This is a genomic window from Bacillus sp. FSL H8-0534 (assembly GCF_038005885.1).
Lineage (GTDB): Bacteria > Bacillota > Bacilli > Bacillales > Bacillaceae_G > Bacillus_A > Bacillus_A pseudomycoides.
Genome location: NZ_JBBOUC010000001.1, coordinates 2776989 through 2797322, shown reverse-complemented (window position 1 = coordinate 2797322; position 20334 = coordinate 2776989). Strand labels below are relative to the sequence as shown.

The following is a 20334-nucleotide window of genomic DNA, read 5'->3' as shown; positions in this document are numbered from 1 at the left end:
AGATGACGAAAAAGGTACATCCTTACATTCCAAATATGGTACCTGAAGTAAAGGAAGAGATGTTAAAAGAAATAGGCGCTGAATCAGTGATGGAATTATACGCTTGTATACCGGATGAACTAAAGTTGAAAGAGGAAATGAACATACCAAAGGCGCTTACAGAATACGAGTTGCGTCGCCACATTGAAGGGATATTGTGTAAGAACACGAGTACAAGTGAATATCTAAATTTTCTAGGAGCAGGTTGCTGGCAGCATTTTGTACCAGCAGTTTGCGATGAAGTGAATCAAAGATCGGAATTTCTGACGGCATATGCCGGTGAACCTTACGAGGATCATGGTAGATTCCAAGCGTTATTTGAATATCAAAGTCTAGTAGCTGAACTTGTTGATATGGATGTTGTAAATGTACCGACGTTTGATTGGGGGCAAGCAGCAGCTACAGCGATTCGAATGGCTGCTCGTATTACAAAAAGAACAGAGGTATTAGTAGCGCAAACCGTATCACCTGAAAGAATGAAAATTATTCAAAATTATGGCTCCCCAGATCTTGAATTTGTTTTTGTTAGTTATGATGCTGAGAATGGTCTTCTAGATTTAGAAGATTTAAAGAATAAGATTTCTTCTAATGTGGCAGCCATTTATTTTGAAAATCCTTCCTATTTAGGGTTTATTGAATCACAAGGTATGGAAATTGCGGAAATTGCGAAGCAGAATGATGCACTAGTAGTAGTTGGTGTTGATCCAATTTCACTTGGAGTGTTGGCGCCGCCAAGTCACTATCAAGCGGATATTGTTTGTGGTGATTTGCAGCCACTTGGTATGCACATGAACTATAGTGGAGGACAAGCGGGATTTATTGCTACAAGGGATGAAGAAAAGTTTATTAATGAATATCCTTCACGTCTATTTGGAATTGTGCCAACAGTAAAAGAAGGGGAGTATGGCTTTGGCGATGTGGCTTATGATCGGACATCTTTTGCCCTTCGTGAAAAAGGAAAAGAATCAGTTGGTACACAAACTGCGTTATGGGGAATTACAGCTGGGGTTTATTTATCGTTACTTGGACCGAATGGCATGTATGAATTAGGTCAAACTATTATGCAAAATAGTCAATATGCAGTAAAACAATTGAACAAAATCCCTGGGGTGAGAGGTTCAAGATTAAGTTCTCCATTTTTTAAAGAGTTTCTTGTCGATTTTAATGAGACGGGTTTATCAGTCGAAATCATAAATAAGAAATTACTAGAAAAACAGGTATTTGGAGGAAAGGATATTTCGAAAGAGTTTCCTATATTTGGTCAATGCGCTTTATATTGCGTTACAGAAGTCCATACGAAGGAAGATTTGGATCAGTTAATTGCCGCCCTTCAAGAAATTGTGACGAATTAAAATAAATGAACAGAAAGGAGAATGAACTCATGAAGAAAATTAAAAGGGATAGTAAAGTTCGTGACTTTCATCAAGCAAAATGGAATGAACCAATTATTTTTGAACTTCATCAGCGAGGAGAAAGAGGAGTAGAAGTTCCGACAGCGGATCAAACGATTGTGCAGGAAGTTGGAGATGGAGTTTCAAAGATTCCTCATTCTATGTATAGAAAAGAAAGAGCGAGGCTTCCAGAAATCGGTCAGGCGCGTGTGTTAAGGCATTATGTGAGACTTTCACAAGAGACGTTAGGATCCGATTTTAACGTTGAAATTGGGCAAGGGACTTGTACGATGAAATATATCCCAAAAATTAATGAATTATTAGTACGAAATCCTAAAATAATGGAACTGCATCCTCTTCAAGATGAAAGTACGGTCCAAGGAATGCTAGAGATTATATATAAATTGGATCTTTGTATGAGAGAAATATCTGGTATGGATCATTTTTCATTTCAGCCAAGTGGTGGTACGCAAGCATTATTTGCTATGGCTTCTATTGTAAGAAAATATCATGAATCTCGCGGAGAAGGAGAAAAACGGAACGAAATTATTACAACCATTTTTTCTCATCCTTCACAAGCGGCTACAGCAGCTGTTAAAGGCTTTAAAATCATTACGCTTCATCCCGATAAAGATGGATTTCCTGATCTTGAAAAGTTAAAAGCTGTTGTTTCAGAAAGAACAGCAGGATTTGTTGTAGCGAATCCTGAAGATACAGGGATTTTTAATTCGAAGATTAAAGAGTTTACGAGGGTTGTTCATGAAGCTGGTGGGATTTGTTACTACGATCAAGCAAATGCAAATGGCCTTCTTGGGGTTACTCGGGCGAAAGAAGCAGGATTTGATATGTGTTTCTTTAATCTTCACAAAACATTTGCAGCTCCGCATATGTGTGGCGGACCAGCAACAGGTGCACTTGGAGTGAGCAAAGAGCTAAAAGAATATTTACCTGGACCAATTGTGGAATGCGATGAAGGAAAATATTATTTAAACAATGATCTGAAACATTCCATTGGAAAAGTGCGCGCTTTTCATGGGGTAGCACAAACAATTCTCAGGTCTTATGCATGGATTCGTGCCCTTGGTCCAGAAGGATTAAAAGAAGTGGCGAAAACAGCTGTATTAAATAACAATTATATGTATCACAAAGTACAAAAGATTCGTGGTGCAAGTGCTCCATATGTAAAAGGACAGCGCCTTGAGCAAGTTCGCTATAGCTGGGAAGAGATGAAAAATGCAACGGGTATTACGACAGAAGATGTTCAAAGAAGAATGACAGATTTCGGTTTACACTACTGGACGAGTCACCATCCATATATCGTACCCCAGCCGTTCACGCTTGAACCGACTGAGAGCTATTCTAAGACTGACTTAGATGAGTATATAGCAGCCCTTGAACAAATTTCTAAGGAAGCCTATGAAAATCCCAAAGTCATTCAAAACGCTCCGCAAAATAGTACGATTCACAAATTAGATGAACAGGATTTTCTCGATAATCCGAAAAAATGGTGTATTACATGGAGAGCGTATCAGAAGAAGGTGCAGTTACTAGAATTGATTTGAAGAAAATGGGAAGGCAATCAGAATTGTTTTTGATTGCCTTTCGTTCTATAGCATTGTAATTCTATTATTATAGGTTAAATAGTCAGAATGTTCAGAATAAAAAAGAGGGGACATTGTATATTTTGAAACGAATCACTTGATTTTGCATAGAGTGAATCGGTTATTTTTTAGGAACGTTGCAAAGAGAGAGGTGAGACGATGGATAATTTAGAGACAAAATCAAATATTGGAACACCATCTACTATAGATGGGAAGTTGAATCGTGGCTTAAGGCCACGACATATATCTATGATTGCAATTGGTGGTGCAATTGGTACGGGATTATTTGTTGCAAGCGGTGCTACGATTAGTCAAGCGGGACCAGGAGGGGCATTTGTTGCGTACCTTGCTATTGGGTGTATGGTTTATTTTTTAATGACAAGTCTTGGTGAGATGGCAACATATCTTCCAACGTCAGGTTCATTTGAAACATACGGAACTCGGTTTGTTGATCCGGCATTTGGATTTACACTTGGTTGGAATTATTGGTTAAGCTGGGCTACAACCATTCCGGCTGAGTTGGCAGCAGGTGCGTTGGTTATGAAATATTGGTTGCCAGAATCCTCGGATGTTCTATGGGGGATGCTTTTTTTGGCACTTATATTTTTATTAAATGTACTGTCTGTTAGAGGGTATGGTGAATCGGAGTTTTGGTTTGCTGGTATTAAGGTCGTTACAATTATTCTATTTTTAGTGATCGGTATTTTCATGATACTTGGTATATTCTTTAGCCCGGCAGTAGGGTTTCATAATCTTACGATAGGTGAGGCTCCTTTCAAAGGAGGATTTTTGGCTATAGTTGGTGTTTTTATGATTGCAGGTTTCTCCTTTCAAGGTACAGAAATGGTTGGTATTGCTTCTGGTGAAAGTGAGGATCCAGAGCGGAATGTTCCTCGGGCAATTCGTAGTGTTTTTTGGAGGGTGTTAATTTTTTATGTGTTGGCTATAGCCGTAATAGGGATTATTATTCCATATACAGACCCGAGTCTTCTTAAATCGGATGTGGATCATATTTCTATTAGCCCATTTACTTTAGTTTTTCAAAAAGCTGGACTTGCATTTGCGGCATCATTAATGAATGCTGTCATTTTAACCTCTGTGCTTTCAGCTTGTAATTCTTCTATGTATGCTTCTACTCGCATGCTTTGGGCTCTTGCACAAGAAGGAAAAGCGCCTAAAATTTTGCGTAAGGTAAATAGAAGAGGGGTCCCTACCTATGCTTTGTATGCCAATATTATTTTTGGATTACTTGTCTTTTTATCATCATTCATTGGCGATGGCGTTGTTTATATATGGCTGCTTAATATGACGGGGTTAACGGGGTTTTTAACATGGATTGGAATCGCAATCTGTCATTATAGATTTCGTAGAGCATACGTGGCACAAGGGAGAAGCTTAAATGAACTAACATTTAAGGCGAAATGGTATCCCTTTGGTCCGTTGTTTACGTTAGTATTATGTATCATTGTTATTATTGGACAAGGAAGTGAAGTGGTTTCTGGAGGGGCGATTAACTGGTATGGAATGCTTGTATCGTATATTAGTGTACCGGTGTTTATTATTCTTTAGTTAGGTTATAAGTTTATTAAAAAGACGAAGGTTGTCCCGTTAAAAGAGTGTGACTTTAGCCGAGATGATTTGTGAAACAACCTCTAAATTGATTTTTAAGACAATAGAATATATGAATCTCATTTCTATTCATATTACGCATCCGCAGTTAGCGGGTGCATTTTTGTATGGTTGGATTGTCATCATATATAGTTAGATAGAAAGATAGGAAAAATTATATTGTATGTTGAATGTTTCAAGGAGTTACAATCTGTTTGCATTTTAATTCGCCAATCAACAATAGAAAAATAGAAATAACTAAAGTAAGCGTAGCGCCAATAAGTGGAAGTGCTTGATTATCTCATGGTTTATTTATAAATTGTAGGTGGGGAATATTTGACGCTTACTATTCAGTGTCTTTTTATATTTGATTTGTTGATAAACATTATGAAAAAACTGGTACAAGTTAATAGATGCAATAGGTAAGAGGATCCTAATGGGTTGAAGCGAGGGTTTTACCTATTGTCATCTGTTTTTGCTATAAAGTATTAGAAATCAATAGTATACTGGTATACCCATTTCAGGGAAATCACGCATACCCATACCAGGGAAACCGCCCATGCCAGGGAAACCGCCCATGCCCATACCGGGGAAACCGCCCATGCCCATACCAGGGAAACCGCCCATGCCCATACCGGGGAAACCGCCCATGCCCATACCAGGGAAACCGCTCATGCCCATACCGGGGAAACCGCCCATGCCCATACCAGGGAAACCGCCCATGCCCATACCGGGGAAACCGCCCATGCCCATACCGGGGAAACCGCCCATGCCCATACCGGGGAAACCGCCCATGCCCATACCGGGGAAACCGCCCATGCCCATACCAGAGAAACCACCCATACCCATACCAGGGAAACCTATAATACGTTGAGAATCTAATGTCATGTTTTCACCTACTTTTTATAAATTCATATTCTTTTACATGCTATGCTTAAAGAGAATAAAAGAGCTTATTCTCCTTTTAAATTAGGCAAACTAGCTACTGAAACCGCCCGTTATGTGAACTAAGGAAGGCTAGTATGAAAAGAATTAAAAGCTTATGCTATTGACCTTGATGAATATTATGAGATTGTAGTCAGCTATAATAAAGAAAAGAGATAAAGAAATGGCCTGAATGTATACTGTTGTTGTTGTTGAGAATATCAGTAAAATTGAGATGAGGTCAGTGTTTATTAGGATAGGAATATAAAAAAATATAATGAATTTTACATTCGAAAAAGGGAAAGAATCCTAAATGTTTAGGTTGTTTTTTAATAATCGTATAAGTGGAAAGTTTTTATTTTTTTAAGTCTGTTTCTCGTATTATTGTTGTATCTGTTATAAAGCCTGTATTCCATAATCAGTGTTATATGGAAATCATAAAGTTTATTGGTGATTTTATTTTTAATAATTAGAAAAAGCAACTAAATTTAGTTGCTTTTTTTGTGTAGGAAAGAGAACCACTGAATATAAACTTAAGACTCTTTCTCTTTTTTTAGTTTTCCTTTTTGCTTTGCCATTTCTCGAAGTAAATACTCGATGTGAGCGTTAACGCTACGAAATTCATCATTTGCCCATTTTTCGATGACTGCGTGTAATTCAGGATCAATACGTAATGGAAAGCTTTTCTTTTTGGCCATAATTACCTACAACCTTTAATATAGACTTCCTGTGTTAATCACTGGCTGTGCACCTTTATCTGAAACGATGGCAACCAATAAGTTGTTAACCATGTTCGCTTTACGCTCGTCATCTAAATCGAGTACGCCTTCTTCATCTAACATATGAATGGAATCTTTCGCCATTTTTACAGCACCTTCGACAATCTCTTTTCGTGCTGCTAAAACAGCTTTCGCTTGTTGACGCTGAAGCATTGCATGAGCAATTTCTGTTGCATAAGCTAAATGTGTTAAACGAGTTTCTAGTACCTCTACACCAGCAATATCTAAGCGGGCTTCTAATTCACGTCTTAGTTCCTCAGAGATTTCTTCGGCATTTCCACGTAGTGTGATGCAATTGTCATCTTGAAAATTATCATACGGATATTTCGTTGCAACATGGCGAATTGCTGTTTCGCTTTGAATTTCTACGAATTCATCATAATGTTCAACCCCAAAAATCGCTTTTGCTGAATCGACAACTTTATAAACGACAACAGCTGCAATTTCAATCGGGTTCCCATCTACATCATTTACCTTTAGTTTTTTACTATTAAAGTTTTCAACGCGAAGAGAAACAGTTTGACGAAGTGCGAATGGAATTGTTAAAAATAATCCATTTTGACGGATTGTTCCTAAATAGTTCCCAAAAAACGTAATTACTTTTGCTTGATTTGGTTGGACAATCCCAATACCGGTGGCAAGAATAGCAGCTAAAATTAGACAAAGTACAGCTACTACAAATATTTCTTGTACGAGGCAAAATACACCGATACCGGCTAAAGCTAAAAGACCAATAATACCTAGAAAACCATTTACATAAAACACTTGTTTTTCTCTCATACTAATCGCCTCCTTCTGATATAAAAATGATATCACTTTTATATCATCGAATGCAAGGGAGGAAAATCTTATTTTCTGAAAATAATAAAAATCTTTCTTAGAAGAGTGGGAAATTAGTTTTTTAGGTGTGCGGCGCGATACATCTCAAATTAATATATAGCTACAGTTATTTATCCCGCATTAACGGGCAGTAAGACCTCCACCTCAGAATCCAGTAAAAGCAAAGAGATTAGATGGGGGTCGGGCTGCCCGTAAAAGCTCGATTGGTACGGGCTAATAATCAGTGGGGGATGAAGAAAACCTCCACTGATTAAAGTTTCACTTTATTAAATTCTGAGGGTGTTGTAATTGATTCAATGCACAAAATGACTCATCAAAAAGTATTAGCCTCCGAAAGGCGAGGATTTATTGAAATGAATTCGAAGAACATTAAAAAAGGTGCGAGAACTGGTTGAAAAAAGCGATCTTCTGCAATACAAGCCACAATACGTTGAAATCTTAGATAGATGGGAGAAAGGTGATTTCACTCAAGCGGTTGAGGAGCATAATTTTTTTGGGAAATACAAGGCGGTAACACTGGTAAAGCCTACAAATTAACAAATCCAGAGCAAGAGAAAGAATTCATTCAAACACAAGGAAAGTAAAGAGCGAAAAAATCCGCTCTTTTTTTAGTGGAATCTCTTAGGGGAAATAAAACAAAAAGAACATTAGTTCTGTTTTGTGATAAAATAAAGAAGACTTAGCCGCCCACTGCAGCAGCCAAGTCTCTTTGAGAGCATCTTGCATCGTGACAAATGATTCAAAGCGGTTTCGCCAGGATTGCTTCTTCAATCGCTGACTCAATCTCTTTGTCAGAAGCATCATAACTTCCTTTTGATCCTGGTTTGTCAGGACTGGAAGTGTGACTTACTTCTTCTTGTTTAGCATGTCCTTTTTTATTAAAATCCATGCTAGGTATTTTTAAGGCACCCATGTTTATATATTTTCCAAATTTACATGCTTCAGTAATAGGACAGAAACGCAAGATTCCTTCTGCAATTTTCATTGCACCAAGCCACAGCAAAACCTTTGACCAAGTGCACCATGGTTTACGTGTGAGTTTAGCTGTGCTGCAACTTAGTACAACTAAACCGAGTGTAATTCGGATTAGAGCATTCATTATGCCGATGTTTTGCTTCATCAAAGAAAACACTCCTTCTTCATCAGCTTAGAAATAGCAAACACTATTTCAGTTGTTATTATCCCACGTAAGTTTCGCGATATGTAATCCAACATTTGACGGTGAAAAAGATGTTGGATTGGACGTGTGTATAGGTGTCTTTTTTTGTTATAATGTAAGAATGCATAAAGAGGACTAGACAAAAGAAAGGGTGTTTTCATGTACGATATTTCACAGTGGAAACATGTATTTAAGCTTGATCCGAATAAGGAATTAAGCGATGAACATTTAGAAATGATTTGTGAATCTGGAACAGACGCAGTGATTGTAGGCGGAAGTGACGGGGTAACAATTGATAATGTATTACACATGCTAGTAAGCATTCGTAGATATGCAGTTCCTTGTGTGTTAGAGGTTTCTGATCTTGAAGCTCTTACACCAGGGTTTGATTTTTATTACATTCCAAGTGTTTTAAACAGCTCAAAAGTGGAATGGATAACGGGAATTCATCATGAGGCATTGAAAGAATTCGGGGATATTATGAACTGGGATGAAATTTTCATGGAAGGATATTGTGTTTTAAATCCAGAAGCAAAAGTAGCTCAGCTTACAGAGGCGAAATGTGATTTAACAGAAGATGATGTGATTGCATATGCACGTATGGCAGACAAGCTTCTGAAGTTGCCGATTTTTTACTTAGAATATAGTGGTACTTACGGAGATATTGAACTCGTTAAAAATGTAAAAGCAGAATTACAACAAGCAAAGTTGTATTACGGCGGTGGAATTTCAAGTGCGAAAGAAGCAAAAGAAATGGCACAGTACGCTGATACAGTCGTTGTAGGAAATGTAATTTATGATGATATAAAGGCAGCTTTACAAACAGTAAAAGCTGTAAAAGGAGAGTAGGTGCAGGCACATATGAGTATAACTGATAAATTATTAAATGGTTTAAATCCTCAGCAACAAAAGGCAGTGCAAACAACAAACGGACCACTTCTATTAATGGCAGGTGCTGGTAGTGGTAAGACGCGTGTGCTAACACATCGCATCGCATACTTACTTGGTGAAAAAGGTGTAGCACCTTGGAATGTATTAGCAATTACTTTTACAAATAAAGCGGCTCGTGAAATGCGTGAACGTATCGATAAGCTTGTTGGCCCGGAAGCGGAAGATATTTGGATTTCTACGTTCCACTCAATGTGCGTACGTATTTTACGACGTGACATTGATCGTATCGGAATTAATCGTAACTTTACGATTTTAGATGCAAGTGATCAACTTACGGTTGTAAAAAAGATTATGAAAGAGCGTAATATTGATCCGAAAAAATTCGATCCACGTTCTATTTTATCTGGTATTAGTAATGCAAAGAATGAATTGTTATCTGCTGATAAATATGCAAAGCAAATTTCAATTGCGGATCCATTTGAAAAATTAACAAGCGATGTATATACAGAATATCAAAAACGTCTTTTGAAAAATAACTCATTAGATTTTGATGATTTAATTATGACGACGATCCATTTATTTGAACGTGTTCCAGAAGTATTGGAATTCTATCAGCGTAAGTTCCAATATATTCATGTGGATGAGTACCAAGATACGAATAGAGCCCAATACATTCTTGTAAATAAATTAGCTGCTCGCTTTAAAAACCTTTGTGTTGTTGGTGATTCTGACCAGTCCATTTATCGTTGGCGTGGGGCGGACATTTCTAACATTTTGTCATTTGAAAAAGACTACGAAAATGCACAGGTTATCTTGTTAGAGCAAAACTACCGTTCATCACAAAATATTTTAAATGCGGCTAATGCTGTAATTGAAAATAATTCAAATCGTAAACCGAAAAAATTATGGACAGACAATCAAATTGGAAGTAAGATTTCGTATTACCGTGCTGCAACGGAAAAGGATGAAGCATATTTTGTTGCAAAAAAAATTCGCGATGAAATTCAAATGGGAAATCGAAAATATACAGATTTTGCGGTTCTGTATCGTACGAACGCCCAGTCTCGTATGGTCGAGGAGATTTTCTTAAAGTCTAATATTCCATATAAAATTGTCGGCGGCATTAAGTTCTATGATCGTAAAGAGATTAAAGATATTTTGGCATACTTACGTTTAATTGCAAATCCAGATGATGAGATTAGCTTCGCACGTATTATTAACATGCCGAAGCGAGGAATCGGTGCCACGTCTATCGATAAAATTATTAACTACGGCGTGCAAAATGGGATTTCATTAACGGCTGTAATGGATGAAATTGAACATGTCGGAGTAAGTGCAAAAATCACAAAAGCAGTAAAAGAATTTGCAAGTCAATTACACAACTGGGTAAACATGCAAGAATACTTATCTGTTACAGAACTAGTAGAAGAAGTGATTGAGAAAACGGGTTACCGCGATATGCTAAAGAATGAACGTTCTTTAGAAGCAGAAGGACGACTTGAAAACTTAGATGAGTTTTTATCTGTTACACAGACATTTGAATCGCAAAGTGAAGATAAGAGTCTTGTTGCTTTCTTAACAGATTTGGCACTTGTAGCAGATATTGATCGCGTGGATGAGGATCCAGCTGCGGGTGAAGAAGTTATTTTAATGACGATGCACTCGGCAAAGGGACTTGAATTCCCAGTTGTCTTTATTATTGGACTAGAAGAAGGAGTGTTCCCGCATACTCGCTCTCTTATGGAAGAAGATGAAATGCAAGAGGAACGCCGTCTTGCTTATGTAGGTATTACTCGTGCGGAAGAAGAGTTATATTTATCAAATGCCCAAATGCGTACGTTATTCGGTAGAACAAATATGAATGCAGCATCTCGATTTATTTCAGAAATTCCTACGGAGTTGCTAGAACCATTAAATGAAACAGCGCCAAAGCGTGAGACATTTAGTGCAAAAGGAAGATCGGCTGGGGCAACAACGACAACACGTTCCCGCTCTGCATTTGTGCGTCCAACTGTGAAAACGACAGGAGGAGAGCAAATTGGCTGGGCTGTAGGTGATAAAGCGTCCCATCAAAAATGGGGTGTTGGTACAGTTGTAAGTGTGAAAGGTGAAGGAGATGCAAAAGAATTAGATATTGCATTTCCAAGTCCAATTGGCATTAAACGCTTATTAGCAAAATTTGCACCTGTAACGAAACAATAGAAAGGAGTAAGGATATGTCAAAAGAAGAGGCAAAGCAGCGTATAGAAGAACTTCGTGATATGTTAAATGCATTCAACTATCAATATCACGTATTAGACAATCCTTCTGTTTCTGATGCGGAATACGACCGTGATATGCAGGAGCTTATAAAATTAGAAGCAGAGAACCCAGAATTTTTAATAGAAGATTCTCCCACCGTTCGAGTTGGGGGAGCAGTGCTTGATATATTTGAAAAAGTAACGCACAAATCGCCGATGTTAAGTTTAGGAAATGCCTTTAATGAAGGAGATTTACGTGATTTTGATCGCAGAGTACGTCAAGGAATTGATGATTCAAATGTAAGATATATATGTGAACTAAAAATTGACGGTCTTGCTGTTTCCCTTCATTATGAAAAAGGACGCTTCGTTCAAGGCGCAACACGTGGCGATGGCGTAACTGGTGAAGATATTACGCAAAATTTAAAAACAATTAAAGCGATCCCTCTTCGTTTGAAAGAAGAAGTAACATTAGAAGCGCGCGGTGAAGCATATATGCCAAAGCGTTCATTTGTAAAATTAAACGAAGAGAAAGAACAAAATGGCGAGGCAGTTTTTGCAAATCCACGTAATGCAGCAGCAGGATCACTTCGCCAGCTTGATCCAAAAATTGCTGCGAAGCGTAATTTGTCAATGTTTGTGTACGGCCTTGCTGATGTGAAAGAAAAGACGATTGCATCACATAGCGAATCATTAAACTTCTTAGGCGAGCTTGGGTTTAAAACGAATCCAAATCGCCGCACATGTGAAACAATTGAAGATGTAATCGCTTATGTAGAAGAATGGCAGGAAAAGCGCCCGAATCTTAATTATGAGATTGATGGAATCGTAATTAAAGTAGATGATGTGGCCTTGCAAGATAGTTTAGGAACAACAGCAAAGAGTCCACGCTGGGCAATTGCTTATAAGTTTCCGGCAGAAGAAGTTGTAACGAGATTAACAGGTATTGAACTGAGCGTGGGACGCACAGGGGTTGTGACACCGACGGCAGAACTAGAGCCAGTTCGAGTGGCAGGAACAATTGTCCGCCGTGCATCTCTACATAACGAGGATCTAATTCGTGAAAAAGATATTCGAATTGGTGACTACGTTATTGTGAAAAAGGCTGGAGACATTATTCCAGAAGTAGTTAATGTTATTTTCGATAAACGTACTGGTGAAGAAGAAGAGTATCATATGCCAACGCATTGTCCGGCTTGTGACAGTGAACTGGTTCGTTTAGAAGAAGAGGTAGCTTTGCGTTGTATTAATCCAGCATGTCCAGCGCAAATTCGTGAAGGATTGATTCATTTTGTTTCAAGAAATGCAATGAATATTGATGGGCTTGGAGAGCGTGTTATTACACAGCTCTTTGAAGCAGATTATATTCGGACATTCGCAGATTTGTATCCATTAACGCAAGAGCAATTGTTACAATTAGAGCGTTTTGGTGAGAAATCAGCATCTAAATTAGTACAAGCAATTGAAACTTCTAAGGAAAATTCGTTGGAGCGTCTATTATTTGGACTTGGTATTCGTCATGTCGGTGCAAAAGCTGCTCGCACGTTAGCTGAGCATTTTGAAACGATGGATCATCTTGTGAAAGCAACAGAAGAAGAGTTAAAAGAGATTAATGAAATTGGCGAGAAAATGGCCCAATCAATTGTAACGTACTTTGATAATGAAGACGTGTTAGAATTATTACAACAATTTAAAGAGTACGGTGTTAACATGACCTACAAAGGCATAAAACGTGCTGATTTACAAAATATTGCATCTTACTTCGCTGGAAAAACAATCGTTCTAACAGGGAAACTAGAAGTTATGGGGCGTAGCGAAGCGAAGAAAAAGATTGAAGAGCTAGGTGGAAAAGTAACAGGTAGTGTAAGTAAAAGTACTGATTTAGTCGTTGCTGGTGAAGCGGCAGGGTCAAAATTAGCACAAGCAGAGAAACATAATATTGAGGTTTGGAATGAAGAGAGGTTCTTACAAGAGCTGAATAAGTAAGAGGTGCAAACTTACCATGAAAAAAATAGCATTAGCGGTATTAAGCCTAGGTCTACTTCTAAGTGGATGTAGTACAGGTATAAAAAAAGAAGAAAAAGTTGTTGAAAAATCGGGTAAATCAAAAGAACAAGCGATTGTTCCGAAATATTCTATTTCTGAGGATTATTACAAAACAACGGTGCCATTTGATCCAGGTTCTGCACGTGGCTTAGTTGTACAAGGATTAAATAGCCGTCTGGATATAGATGAATTTGAAACAGGACTAATGCGTATTGCGAAAGAATCGTTTAGTACGAAGGATTATTTATTCAAAGGTGGTAGCTCTTTAGATAAAGAAACGGTTCAAATGCTTGTAAAGAGAAAGCGTACAGATGCGGAGCAAAAAGAGTTAGAAGAGAAACTGAAAAAAGATGCAGTGAAATTCCCTAATATTGGATTAAATCCGGCGTTACAAGAAGGTTCAGAATCATTAGAGGTTCGAAACAAAAAAACACCAATGTATCTTTCTAATATTTTAGAGCACGATTATTATGTACGAAAAGGTGAAAAAGAAGTTGAACTTGGTGGAGTTGTTATTGGTTTAGCAATGAATTCGGTTCATTATTATACTGAGGAACATGGGTATCCACGTGAGGTGGAAATTTCAGAAAAAGAAATGTTAGATCAAGGTAAGTCTATGGCACAAGAAATTTTAACATTATTGCAAAAGAAAGATCCAAAATTAAAAAATGTTCCCATTACATTTGCGATTTATCGCCAAGGATCAAAATCGACACTTGTACCAGGAAAATTTGTATCTTATGCTCAAATAGATAAAGGCAGTGACAAAGTAGGAGATTGGAAAGCAATTAATGAAAAATATTACTTGTTCCCTTCTGAATCAGCTAAAACGGATGTGCGTGAAGATTACGCAATTGTAGAAAACTTTAAAGCAAAACTGAGTGAGTTTTTCAAAGGTGACTACACAGCTATTGTTGGTACAGGATTTTATAAAGATGATCAATTAAAAGAAATGAAACTTGAAATCCCTGTTCAGTTTAATGGAAAAGCAGAAGTGATTGGATTTACACAATTTGTTGCTGGACAAGTTATGCAATACTTCCCGAATTATGTGAAAGTACAGGTGACAATTAAATCTGTTGAACGACCAGAAGCGATTATTATTCGTGAGGCGAAGCAGGATGAACCATTTGTGAAAATTTTAGATTAAGAAAAAAGCTGTTCCTTTCTGGAACGGCTTTTTTTCTTCTGTAATTTTGTTATAATTTCTAATGTTGTGAACAAAAAGGGGTAAGGAGAAAAGACATGGATGAGTTAAGCTTACAGATTATTGTATTACTCGTTGCTTTTGGTTTTTTGGCTGCATTTATTGATTCAGTTGTTGGAGGAGGAGGGCTCATTTCACTTCCAGCACTTATGTTTGTGGGCTTATCGCCTGCATCGGCAATTGCAACAAATAAGCTGGCTGCAACGATGGGGACTTTTACAAGTGCTATTTATTTTATTCGTTCAGGAAAGGTTAATTTTCGTATAGTAGGAAAATTAATCCCATTAACTATTGTGGGTGCGATAGCTGGAGCTTTAGTTGTGAAATTTATTCCACCTGATATTTTACGGCCACTTGTACTTGTTATGTTGGTATTTATTGCAATTTATATTATTGTAAAAAAAGATTGGGGAAGTGTGTCCACTTATAAAAAGATGACGAAAGGAAAAGCATTAATGTTTTTCTTTGTTATTTTAAGTTTAGGATTTTATGATGGATTTTTTGGTCCCGGGACAGGTTCATTTTTAATTTTTGCATTTTTATTAATTGGTTTGGACTTTATTCAAGCTGCTGCATCTGGAAAACTTTTGAATTTCGTTAGTAACATTGTATCTTTAATCACATTTCTATTTTTAGATGTCATTCATTTTGAATACGGTATTATTATGGGGTTATCAATGATTTTAGGGGCTTATCTAGGATCAAAGTTTGCAGTACAAAAAGGTGTTGGATATGTGCGCACTTTATTTTTATTGGTGACAATTTTATTAATTGGGAAAAATGTTTTGGAATATGTTCATATTATTTAGCTTCATACATAACGTATGAAGCTTTTCTTTTTTATTATATTTTAAAAATTTATTAATTTTTAAAATATAAGTCTAGGAATATTTGAATAAATCTAAATTATCGTGTAGAATAATGTTGTAAAATGTAAACGTTTTTCTAAGGGGAGGCTAAAAAGAATGGTAGTAGCATACAAGCATGAGCCATTTACAGATTTTTCAGTAGAGGCTAACAAGTTAGCGTTTGAAGAAGGTTTAAAGAAAGTAGAATCTTATCTTGGACAAGACTATCCATTAATTATCGGGGGAGAAAAGATCACTACAGACGAGAAAATCGTTTCTGTAAACCCTGCAAATAAAGAAGAAGTTGTGGGCAGTGTTTCAAAAGCAAGCCGTGAATTAGCTGAAAAAGCAATGCAAGTGGCGGATGAAACATTCCAAACTTGGAGAAAGTCAAAACCAGAAATGCGTGCAGACATTTTATTCCGTGCTGCAGCAATTGTTCGTCGTAGAAAGCATGAGTTTTCTGCTATTCTTGTAAAAGAAGCAGGTAAACCATGGAATGAGGCAGATGCTGATACAGCAGAAGCAATCGACTTTATGGAATATTATGGTCGTCAAATGTTAAAATTAAAAGACGGTATTCCAGTAGAAAGCCGTCCAATTGAATATAATCGTTTCTCTTACATTCCATTAGGAGTAGGTGTTATCATTTCTCCTTGGAACTTCCCATTCGCAATTATGGCAGGTATGACAACAGCTGCAGTAGTTTCTGGTAACACAGTATTACTAAAACCAGCTAGTACAACACCTGTAGTGGCAGCGAAATTTATGGAAGTATTAGAAGAAGCAGGCTTACCAGCAGGCGTTGTAAACTTCATCCCTGGTAGCGGATCTGAAGTTGGTGACTACTTAGTAGACCACCCTCGTACACGTTTCATTAGCTTCACTGGATCACGCGATGTAGGTATTCGTATTTACGAACGCGCAGCAAAAGTAAATCCAGGCCAAATTTGGTTAAAACGTGTTATCGCTGAAATGGGCGGTAAAGATACAATCGTTGTTGATAAAGAAGCAGATCTTGAATTAGCTGCTAAGTCTATCGTTGCATCTGCATTTGGATTCTCAGGACAAAAATGTTCTGCTTGTTCTCGTGCAGTAATCCATGAAGATGTATACGATCATGTATTAAACCGTGCTGTTGAATTAACGAAAGAATTAACTGTAGGTAACCCAGCTGAAAAAGACATGAACATGGGACCAGTTAATGACCAAGCTGCATTTGATAAAGTAATGAGCTATGTTGCAATTGGTAAAGAAGAAGGTAAAGTAGTAGCAGGTGGCGAAGGAGACGACTCTAAAGGCTGGTTCATCCAACCAACAATCGTTGCTGACGTTGCAGAAGACGCTCGTTTAATGAAAGAAGAAATCTTCGGGCCAGTAGTAGCATTCTGTAAAGCGAAAGACTTTGATCATGCGCTTGCAATTGCAAATAATACAGAATACGGTTTAACAGGAGCTGTTGTTTCTAATAACCGTGAACATATCGAAAAAGCACGTGAAGACTTCCACGTTGGTAATTTATACTTCAACCGTGGATGTACTGGTGCAATCGTAGGTTACCAACCATTTGGTGGTTTTAACATGTCTGGTACAGACTCTAAAGCTGGTGGACCTGACTATATCGCACTTCACATGCAAGGAAAAACTACTTCTGAAACTTTATAAGAAATAGATGAAAAGGCCTTCCTGTAATAGGGAAGGCCTTTTTCATGTAAGAAAGATTCTGATTGGAAAACTGCTACCTTGCTTAAATACAATATAAAAGAGTGAAAAGAAACAAAAGCACCAGAAAAATTGATCCATTCGTCATATTCTTCTGTATTAATTTTTTGAATTTCCTGTATAATACAATTTGAAAGAAAATCTATGGTTAGACAAGAGGACACTACTTTCGGTTTTGCTCACTGAAAGTAGTGTTTTTGTATTTTTCAGAAAAAACATTGTAACAAATTATGGTAAATGATAAAATGAAACATGAAAGATTGGGAGAAAAATAAGTAGCTATTGAACAGTACTATATAATATATGGTACTGAATAATAAAAGCTATATGAACAGGGATGTATGGAATTTAATTTTTAACGATTTTATAGAAAGAAATACGACGAAGGAAGTGTTATTTTATGAAAAAGATTGTTCTTATCGCATTATCGTTGTTAGTTATTGGGGGCATTGGTGTTGGGGCAATGACTGTTTTCGGTGTAGCTTTTAATAAAACTGAAATTCATAAAAAAGAAACGGTGGCTGTTGAAAAAATTGATGAAATTGAAATAAAGACTTCTGCCGCAGATGTTGAAATTATTACAGTTGATTCAAAAGATATCGAAGTGTTACTGGATGGAGAAATAAGCAAAGAGCTAGTAGATGAATATAAATTTGATGTAAAAAAAGAAAACAATAGATTAAATATTAAATTTAGTAAAAATCAGAATTATGTTGGATGGGGAATTGGAACTGCCGCAGATGTAAATTTACAAGTTAAAGTTCCAAAGAAAATATATGACACTGTCAAAGTAACCACATCATCAGGAGATTTTGTTGCAAAAGAAATTGAAACAAAGGTAGCGGAGATAAATACTTCTTCTGGGGATGTATCATTATCACATTCTAAGGTAAATGAAAAATTAACAGCTAAAACATCTAGTGGAAAGATTAAGACAGATAAAAGTGAAATCGAAGTAGCAAAATTGAACACACGTAGCGGAAAAATTAGAGTAGAAGGTTTACATTCTAAAGAATTAGCAGCTAATACATCATCGGGTGATATTGAATATAATGATCGTAGTTTGCGGGGAGAAGTAGAGTGTAATACATCAAGCGGTGATGTTAAGATGCAATTTGATACATTTCCTGAATCTTTAAGAGTTGAGTTTGATGGAAGTTCAGGTAAAGCGGATATAAATGTTGCTGGTCTGCTATATGAAGAGAAATCAAAAAATCAGTTGGTTGGAGTAAAAGGTACAGGGGAAAATAAGGTGAAAGTAAAAACAAGTTCGGGAGATTTCAAGTTACGGTAACCTTTGAATAACAGCATAAAAAATCATGTCTCTGTCTGTGAGAGACATGATTTTTGTTTCAGATGGAGTTTCTAAAACTGAAGAATTCTTCTGTACTCATGACATCTGCATATACGTCATTCAAACTTGCTAAAATTGTATTATGGATATAAACGGCAGGAATCGTAGCGTTTTTAAAGATGAGATCTTTTGTTGCGCATGCATCATGTACAACAGTACAACGAAAACCGAAATCAAAAGCAGCTCTTACTGTAGCATCAATACACATATGAGTCATCATCCCGCATATAATAACATGTTCAATTTCTAAGTTTTGCAATTGCTCTAATAGGTCCGTTTCCCGAAAACCATTTGGATAGTGTTTGAGAATAACAGTTTCATTTTTTAGGGGGCGAACATTTTCATGAATGTGGACTCCTTCTGTGTTAGGGAGAAAAAAAGTAGCATTTTCTTGAATAGATACATGTTGGATATGAAAAATAGGTTGATTCATTTCTCGAAAATGCCGAAGTAGTTGACTTGCATACTCGCTAGCTTCCATGGTGCCACGTAGTTCCATTTTACCATTTGGAAAATAATCATTTTGAATATCAACGAGTAAAAGGGCTGTTTTCATATAATCGATCGTCCTCCGTTTTTATTTCGTATTCATGTAATGTTATTCAATTAACAGAGGAGATTTTCCTTTTAGAAAGACTTTCTTATTTCATTTAAAAATTTTAATAAAAAGATAACTAGTATATTTTAGGGTTTTTATATTGACCCTCGCTTTTCAGAGTTTTATAGTAAGACGTAATTAAGTGACAATTAAATCGATACACTCTTATCCAGAGAGGTGGAGGGACTGGCCCTGCGATACCTCAGCAACGGGTTTCTTAATACCGTGCTAATTCCAAGCAAGCTCTTAAAGGCTTGGAAGATGAGGAGATGTGAATGAGTATATAAGTGCTCTTCTTCTTATTTTTATTACAGATATGAAGAAGAGCACTTTTTATTTGATTTCAAGGCTCTGTTTCAAATTGTTACAGCGTGTAAAAACTTAAAAAAATCGTAAAATAATATCGGGTTTAACGAACTAACCAGTAGGAACCCCTTCGCTGTTAGCTCGTTCAACATATATCATACCTAACAGACGATACCCTAATTTTGTACCTTCCAATTCTGTGTAATAAAAAATTCAATGTCTGTTAGGTAGAGTGAAAAGGCCAGGAGTTTTCCTAGTTTTTTAATTTGATTAAGTAAGGAAGCTAGCTGAAAATAAGGTGATCCAGATCATAATAGGATAGGAGAGTAAACTAAAAAATAGTGTGAGAGCCAGTTTCTTTTTATTGATTAATAATTTTACTAGTGAGAATGCATAGAGGGAAAACAGTACAATTATAAATGCTGATATTGCCCCAGGATTGTAAGAGCGATAAACGAAAAATAAAACAATATGTTGAACAGCGTTAAAGAAAATAGCTCCTTGTATGAAAATAATCCAGTAAACAGACGATATAATATGAATTTGGTATAGGGTAATGAAGAGTAGAACAATGGTCGTTAATATACAAATCGCTATTACAAACTGCTTATTGCTTATGAAATGAATTGAGAATTGATTGGCAAGATACTGAGGTATTTTAATAGATTCTTCAAGGTTATGAATGAAAAATAATAAGGGAATAAACCAAACAATAATATTGGTAGATATATGTTTAATTTTAGGTGTTTTAATCAAATAAATCATCCCCAGGTAAAGAAAT

Annotated in this window: 17 protein-coding genes, 1 pseudogene and 1 riboswitch; of the genes and pseudogenes, 12 read left to right on the top strand and 6 right to left on the bottom strand. The window is 36.7% G+C overall.

Translation table 11 applies throughout. The annotated features are described in order from the left end of the window. The first annotated feature begins 2 nt into the window (after positions 1–2). From gcvPA to MHH71_RS14250, 3 genes and pseudogenes are all read left to right on the top strand, one after another. Positions 3–1391, top strand: coding sequence for an aminomethyl-transferring glycine dehydrogenase subunit GcvPA (gcvPA, locus tag MHH71_RS14260; protein ID WP_006093193.1), 1389 nt, complete (start codon positions 3–5; stop codon positions 1389–1391). A 29-nt stretch (positions 1392–1420) separates the two neighbouring features. Beyond that, entirely contained in the window at positions 1421–2992 is a 1572-nt protein-coding gene (gene gcvPB, locus MHH71_RS14255; RefSeq protein ID WP_087944634.1) for an aminomethyl-transferring glycine dehydrogenase subunit GcvPB, read from the top strand. A gap of 198 nt (positions 2993–3190) precedes the next feature. Continuing rightward, positions 3191–4675: pseudogene (locus tag MHH71_RS14250) on the top strand (amino acid permease). Between the two features lie 459 nt (positions 4676–5134). Here the strand turns inward: MHH71_RS14250 and MHH71_RS14245 are convergent. The 3 genes from MHH71_RS14245 to MHH71_RS14235 all read right to left on the bottom strand — a co-directional run bounded on the left by MHH71_RS14245 (position 5135) and on the right by MHH71_RS14235 (position 7122). Further along, entirely contained in the window at positions 5135–5527 is a 393-nt protein-coding gene (locus tag MHH71_RS14245) for a hypothetical protein (RefSeq protein WP_078211696.1), read from the bottom strand. A gap of 569 nt (positions 5528–6096) precedes the next feature. Next, positions 6097–6261, bottom strand: a complete 165-nt coding sequence (locus tag MHH71_RS14240; protein ID WP_003194620.1) for a toxin-antitoxin system HicB family antitoxin — start codon at positions 6259–6261, stop codon at positions 6097–6099. A gap of 15 nt (positions 6262–6276) precedes the next feature. Continuing rightward, complete coding sequence (locus MHH71_RS14235) at positions 6277–7122, bottom strand: SPFH domain-containing protein (protein ID WP_006093212.1); 846 nt, start codon at positions 7120–7122, stop codon at positions 6277–6279. Positions 7123–7478: 356 nt separating this feature from the next. On the opposite strand from MHH71_RS14235, the gene MHH71_RS30600 reads away from it, so the two are divergent. Both MHH71_RS30600 and MHH71_RS14230 read left to right on the top strand, forming a co-directional pair. Further along, on the top strand, positions 7479–7577 hold the full coding sequence (locus MHH71_RS30600; protein WP_367899845.1) for a DUF6241 domain-containing protein: 99 nt from the start codon (positions 7479–7481) through the stop codon (positions 7575–7577). Then, on the top strand, positions 7561–7719 hold the full coding sequence (locus MHH71_RS14230) for a DUF6241 domain-containing protein (RefSeq protein WP_231398951.1): 159 nt from the start codon (positions 7561–7563) through the stop codon (positions 7717–7719). The genes MHH71_RS30600 and MHH71_RS14230 overlap by 17 nt, the downstream gene beginning before the upstream one ends. A 202-nt stretch (positions 7720–7921) precedes the next feature. Here the strand turns inward: MHH71_RS14230 and MHH71_RS14225 are convergent, their stop codons facing one another. After that, a complete protein-coding gene (locus MHH71_RS14225) occupies positions 7922–8302 on the bottom strand; it encodes a YgaP family membrane protein (protein ID WP_018766479.1) in 381 nt (126 codons plus the stop codon). Between the two features lie 198 nt (positions 8303–8500). On the opposite strand from MHH71_RS14225, the gene MHH71_RS14220 reads away from it, so the two are divergent. From MHH71_RS14220 to MHH71_RS14190, 7 genes are all read left to right on the top strand, one after another. Beyond that, on the top strand, positions 8501–9190 hold the full coding sequence (locus MHH71_RS14220) for a heptaprenylglyceryl phosphate synthase (protein ID WP_003194625.1): 690 nt from the start codon (positions 8501–8503) through the stop codon (positions 9188–9190). A 12-nt stretch (positions 9191–9202) separates the two neighbouring features. Further along, positions 9203–11434, top strand: coding sequence for a DNA helicase PcrA (pcrA, locus tag MHH71_RS14215; RefSeq protein ID WP_240516957.1), 2232 nt, complete (start codon positions 9203–9205; stop codon positions 11432–11434). Between the two features lie 14 nt (positions 11435–11448). Next, positions 11449–13458 (top strand): NAD-dependent DNA ligase LigA, encoded by a 2010-nt coding sequence (gene ligA / locus MHH71_RS14210; RefSeq protein WP_006093215.1) that lies wholly within the window; start codon positions 11449–11451, stop codon positions 13456–13458. A 16-nt stretch (positions 13459–13474) separates the two neighbouring features. Next, positions 13475–14668, top strand: a complete 1194-nt coding sequence (locus MHH71_RS14205; RefSeq protein ID WP_006093217.1) for a CamS family sex pheromone protein — start codon at positions 13475–13477, stop codon at positions 14666–14668. Between the two features lie 95 nt (positions 14669–14763). Next, on the top strand, positions 14764–15534 hold the full coding sequence (locus MHH71_RS14200) for a TSUP family transporter (RefSeq protein WP_006093218.1): 771 nt from the start codon (positions 14764–14766) through the stop codon (positions 15532–15534). A 156-nt stretch (positions 15535–15690) separates the two neighbouring features. Then, the gene (pruA, locus tag MHH71_RS14195; RefSeq protein WP_006093220.1) at positions 15691–17238 is read left to right on the top strand and encodes an L-glutamate gamma-semialdehyde dehydrogenase; all 1548 of its coding nucleotides are present in this window, start codon (positions 15691–15693) and stop codon (positions 17236–17238) included. A gap of 457 nt (positions 17239–17695) precedes the next feature. Next, the gene (locus MHH71_RS14190) at positions 17696–18589 is read left to right on the top strand and encodes a DUF4097 family beta strand repeat-containing protein (RefSeq protein ID WP_006093222.1); all 894 of its coding nucleotides are present in this window, start codon (positions 17696–17698) and stop codon (positions 18587–18589) included. Between the two features lie 58 nt (positions 18590–18647). On the opposite strand, the gene MHH71_RS14185 is transcribed toward MHH71_RS14190, so the two are convergent. Then, positions 18648–19205 (bottom strand): cysteine hydrolase family protein, encoded by a 558-nt coding sequence (locus MHH71_RS14185; protein WP_003194639.1) that lies wholly within the window; start codon positions 19203–19205, stop codon positions 18648–18650. A 204-nt stretch (positions 19206–19409) separates the two neighbouring features. Beyond that, a riboswitch (SAM riboswitch) is annotated at positions 19410–19515 on the top strand. A gap of 308 nt (positions 19516–19823) precedes the next feature. Then, positions 19824–20309 (bottom strand): HXXEE domain-containing protein, encoded by a 486-nt coding sequence (locus MHH71_RS14180; RefSeq protein WP_018766486.1) that lies wholly within the window; start codon positions 20307–20309, stop codon positions 19824–19826. Between the last annotated feature and the right edge of the window lie 25 nt (positions 20310–20334).

What these genes read in the sequence shown, in the direction of transcription:
- MHH71_RS14245 (WP_078211696.1), bottom strand. Translation starts at nt 5,527, where the DNA reads ATGACATTAGATTCTCAACGTATTATAGGTTTCCCTGGTATGGGTATG.
- MHH71_RS30600 (WP_367899845.1), top strand. Translation starts at nt 7,479, where the DNA reads ATGCACAAAATGACTCATCAAAAAGTATTAGCCTCCGAAAGGCGAGGA.
- MHH71_RS14205 (WP_006093217.1), top strand. Translation starts at nt 13,475, where the DNA reads ATGAAAAAAATAGCATTAGCGGTATTAAGCCTAGGTCTACTTCTAAGT.
- gcvPA (WP_006093193.1), top strand. Translation starts at nt 3, where the DNA reads ATGACGAAAAAGGTACATCCTTACATTCCAAATATGGTACCTGAAGTA.
- ligA (WP_006093215.1), top strand. Translation starts at nt 11,449, where the DNA reads ATGTCAAAAGAAGAGGCAAAGCAGCGTATAGAAGAACTTCGTGATATG.
- gcvPB (WP_087944634.1), top strand. Translation starts at nt 1,421, where the DNA reads ATGAAGAAAATTAAAAGGGATAGTAAAGTTCGTGACTTTCATCAAGCA.
- MHH71_RS14220 (WP_003194625.1), top strand. Translation starts at nt 8,501, where the DNA reads ATGTACGATATTTCACAGTGGAAACATGTATTTAAGCTTGATCCGAAT.
- pruA (WP_006093220.1), top strand. Translation starts at nt 15,691, where the DNA reads ATGGTAGTAGCATACAAGCATGAGCCATTTACAGATTTTTCAGTAGAG.
- pcrA (WP_240516957.1), top strand. Translation starts at nt 9,203, where the DNA reads ATGAGTATAACTGATAAATTATTAAATGGTTTAAATCCTCAGCAACAA.
- MHH71_RS14190 (WP_006093222.1), top strand. Translation starts at nt 17,696, where the DNA reads ATGAAAAAGATTGTTCTTATCGCATTATCGTTGTTAGTTATTGGGGGC.
- MHH71_RS14240 (WP_003194620.1), bottom strand. Translation starts at nt 6,261, where the DNA reads ATGGCCAAAAAGAAAAGCTTTCCATTACGTATTGATCCTGAATTACAC.
- MHH71_RS14235 (WP_006093212.1), bottom strand. Translation starts at nt 7,122, where the DNA reads ATGAGAGAAAAACAAGTGTTTTATGTAAATGGTTTTCTAGGTATTATT.
- MHH71_RS14225 (WP_018766479.1), bottom strand. Translation starts at nt 8,302, where the DNA reads ATGAAGCAAAACATCGGCATAATGAATGCTCTAATCCGAATTACACTC.
- MHH71_RS14200 (WP_006093218.1), top strand. Translation starts at nt 14,764, where the DNA reads ATGGATGAGTTAAGCTTACAGATTATTGTATTACTCGTTGCTTTTGGT.
- MHH71_RS14185 (WP_003194639.1), bottom strand. Translation starts at nt 19,205, where the DNA reads ATGAAAACAGCCCTTTTACTCGTTGATATTCAAAATGATTATTTTCCA.